The sequence below is a fragment of the Streptomyces lonarensis genome, from assembly GCF_012033735.1.
Classification (GTDB): Bacteria; Actinomycetota; Actinomycetes; order Streptomycetales; family Streptomycetaceae; genus Streptomyces; species Streptomyces lonarensis.
In genome coordinates, this window is sequence record NZ_JAAVJD010000367.1 from 1 (window position 1) to 3,484 (window position 3,484).

General features: G+C 76.3%; 3 protein-coding genes. All 3 read left to right on the forward strand.

All coding sequences use genetic code 11. The annotated features are described in order from the left end of the window. Window positions 1–314: 314 nt before the first annotated feature. Window positions 315–1,007, forward strand: a complete 693-nt coding sequence (gene cmk, locus HCN56_RS24515; protein WP_312871431.1) for a (d)CMP kinase — start codon at window positions 315–317, stop codon at window positions 1,005–1,007. Beyond that, window positions 1,004–1,684, forward strand: a complete 681-nt coding sequence (locus tag HCN56_RS24520; RefSeq protein ID WP_312871432.1) for a lysophospholipid acyltransferase family protein — start codon at window positions 1,004–1,006, stop codon at window positions 1,682–1,684. The genes cmk and HCN56_RS24520 overlap by 4 nt, the downstream gene beginning before the upstream one ends. 184 nt (window positions 1,685–1,868) lie before the next feature. Further along, window positions 1,869–3,338: a ribosome biogenesis GTPase Der gene (der, locus tag HCN56_RS24525; RefSeq protein WP_167974685.1), complete on the forward strand. Its 1,470-nt coding sequence runs from the start codon at window positions 1,869–1,871 to the stop codon at window positions 3,336–3,338. Window positions 3,339–3,484: the final 146 nt, after the last annotated feature.

Here is a 3,484-nt window from a genome sequence, read left to right on the forward strand (position 1 = left end):
GCCGCGATGCGGGTGACGTCCCGGATGCCCTGGCCGCAGAGGCGCACCGCGCTCTCCTCGGCGGCGGTGAGACGGGCGGCGACCAGGCCAGGTTGAGCACCTCGGTGTCGGTCTCCGGCGTGGCGCCCCGGCCATCCGCCGGCCCGTGGCGGGAGGCGACGGCCGCTCCCTGCGCGACGGCCGTTCGAGTGAGCGGCTAACCTGTCCTCGGTCGTGCCCCGCCGCCCCGCGGGCTGCCGCGGGCGCGCCGTCCCACCCTGCTTCCGCCGCAGCCGGCCGCTGAGGGCCGGTCCGAGAAAGAGGTGCGCATCTCCGTGTCCGCCAAACCCGCCGTCGTGGTCGCCATCGACGGGCCGTCCGGAACGGGCAAGTCCAGCACCTCCAAGGCGGTCGCCGCCCGGCTCGGCCTCGCCTACCTCGACACCGGCGCCCAGTACCGCGCCATCACCTGGTGGATGCTGCACAACGGCGTCGACGTGGCCGACCCGGCCGCCGTCGCCGCCGCCGCGTCCACCCCCGAGGTCGTCTCCGGCACCGACCCCCGGTCGCCCACGATCACCGTGGACGGGACCGACGTCGCGGCGCCCATCCGCGGCGCCGAGGTCACCGGCGCCGTCAGCGCCGTCAGCGCCGTGCCGGCCGTCCGTGAGCTGATCACCGCGCTGCAGCGTTCCATCGCGGCCGAGGCCACCGCGGGGATCGTCGTCGAGGGACGCGACATCGGCACCACGGTCCTCCCCGACGCGGACCTGAAGATCTTCCTCACCGCCTCCGAGGAGGTGCGCGCCGCCCGCCGCAGCGGGGAGATCGGCCGCCGCGGCGCGGAGGGCGTCGCCACCACCCGCGCCGACCTCGCCCGCCGGGACGCGGCGGACTCCTCCCGCGCGGTCTCCCCGCTCGCCCAGGCCGGCGACGCGACGGAGGTGGACACTTCCCACCTCACCCTGGACGAGGTCGTCGACTGCGTCGTCACCCTCGTCGAGGAGCGGAAGCGTCCCGTCTCGTGACCACCGCCACCCCCCGGCCCGCGGACGGCCCGCGCCCGGACCCCAGCCCCCGCGGCGCCGTCGTGGGCCACCGCATCGGCATCTCGCTGGTGCGGAGCGCGTGGAACACGCGGGTGCTGGGCGCCTGGCGGGTCCCGGGCACCGGCCCGGTCATCCTCGCGGGCAACCACAGCCACAACGTGGACGGCCCGCTGGTCATCGGCACCTCGCCCCGACCGGTCCACTTCCTCGTCAAGCGCGAGGCGTTCGTCGGCCCGGCCGGCGCCGCGATGCGGGCCCTCGGGCAGATCGCGGTGGACCGCGGTGCGGCGGACCGCGGTGCGGTGGCGGACACCCTCGCCGTGCTGCGGGCCGGCGGCGTCATCGGCATGTTCCCCGAAGGCAGCCGCGGCGCCGGTGACTTCGCGGCGCTCCGCTCCGGGCTGGCCTGGTTCGCGCTGCGGTCGGGCGCGGCGGTGGTGCCCGTCGCGGTCCTCGGCAGCTCCGAGCGCCGCAGCCGGGTGCTGCCGGGCCTGCCGCCGCTCCGCGGTCGGCTGGACGTCGTCTACGGCGAGCCGTTCCACCCCGGCGACGGCAGCGGCCGGCGCACCCGGGCGGCGCTGGACGCGGCCACCGAGCAGGTCCAGGAACGCCTGGCGGCACATCTCGCGTCGGCCCGGGCCCTCACCGCGCGTTAGGCTGGGCGGTCGGGCCCCTCCCACGGCCACCACACCGTCGGGCCGATGACGCCGCGCGGCTCGCGCCGCGCGCCACCGGCCCCCGGGGGGAGCAGCCCGGGCCCCGCCGCGTGCCGGGCACCGCAACCGCCCGCAGAGGGCGGCCCCACCGGGACAGCCCCGGCCGACGACGGAGACAGGACCCATGCGCGACCACGAGCAGCCCGAGGCGGGCACCGACCACGGTGCCCTGGACGAGGCCGAGTACACCGAGTTCCTGCGGCTCGCCGAGGAGGAGGGCTTCGACGCCGAGGAGGTGGACGGGGAACTCGCCGCCGCCGGCGCGGGCCCGCTGCCGGTGCTCGCCGTCGTGGGCCGGCCCAACGTCGGCAAGTCCACCCTGGTCAACCGCATCCTCGGCCGCCGTGAGGCGGTCGTGGAGGACCGCCCCGGCGTGACGCGCGACCGCGTCAGCTACGAGGCCGAGTGGGCGGGCCGCCGCTTCAAGGTGGTGGACACCGGCGGCTGGGAGCAGGACGTCCTCGGCATCGACGCCTCCGTCGCGGCCCAGGCGGAGTTCGCCATCTCCACCGCGGACGCGGTGGTCTTCGTGGTGGACGCCGTCGTCGGCCCCACCGACACCGACACCGCCGTGGTCCGGCTGCTGCGCAAGTCGGGGAAGCCCGTCGTGCTCTGCGCCAACAAGGTGGACGGCCCCTCCACCGAGGCCGACGCCACCTACCTGTGGTCGCTCGGCCTGGGCGAGCCCCACCCGGTCTCCGCCCTCCACGGCCGCGGCACCGGCGACATGCTGGACGCCGTGCTGGAGGCGCTGCCGGACGCCCCGCCGGAGACCTTCGCCGCGGTCACCGGCGGCCCCCGCCGCATCGCGCTGATCGGGCGTCCCAACGTCGGCAAGTCCTCGCTGCTGAACAAGGTGGCGGGCGAGGAGCGCGTCGTCGTCAACGAGGAGGCCGGCACCACCCGTGACCCGGTCGACGAGCTGATCCAACTGGGCGACCGCATCTGGAAGTTCGTCGACACCGCCGGCATCCGCCGCCGGGTGCACCTCCAGGAGGGCGCGGACTACTACGCCTCGCTGCGGACCGCCGCCGCCCTGGAGAAGGCCGAGGCGGCCGTGGTGCTCATCGACGTCACCGAGCCGATCAGCGTCCAGGACACCCGCATCATCTCGATGGCGGTCGACGCCGGCCGCGCCCTCGTCATCGCCTACAACAAGTGGGACACCCTCGACGAGGAGCGCCGCTTCTACCTGGAGCGGGAGATCGAGCGCGACCTGGTGCAGGTGCAGTGGGCGCCGCGCGTCAACGTCTCCGCGCGCACCGGCCGCCACATGGAGAAGCTGGTCCCCGCGCTGGAGACCGCGCTGGCCGGCTGGGAGAGCCGGGTGCCGACGGGCAAGCTCAACGCCTTCCTGGGCGAGCTGGTCGCCTCCCACCCGCACCCGATCCGGGGCGGCAAGCAGCCCCGCATCCTCTTCGGCACCCAGGCCGGCACCCGGCCGCCCCGGTTCGTGCTGTTCGCCTCCGGCTTCCTGGAGGCGGGGTACCGGCGCTTCGTCGAACGCCGGTTGCGCGAGGAGTTCGGCTTCGCGGGCACCCCGATCCAGGTGTCGGTCCGGGTCCGGGAGAAGCGCGGCGCCAAGCGCAAGTGACGCCCGCGACGGCGCCCGCCCTTCCCGGGAGGAGGGGCGGGCGCCGTCCTGCGTGACGCGCGGTCCCGAACGCACCACGGCGCCGCGCCCGCCCCGCCCCGCGTCGGGAAGGGACGGCCGCGGCGCCGTGGCGCGCGGTCAGAGGC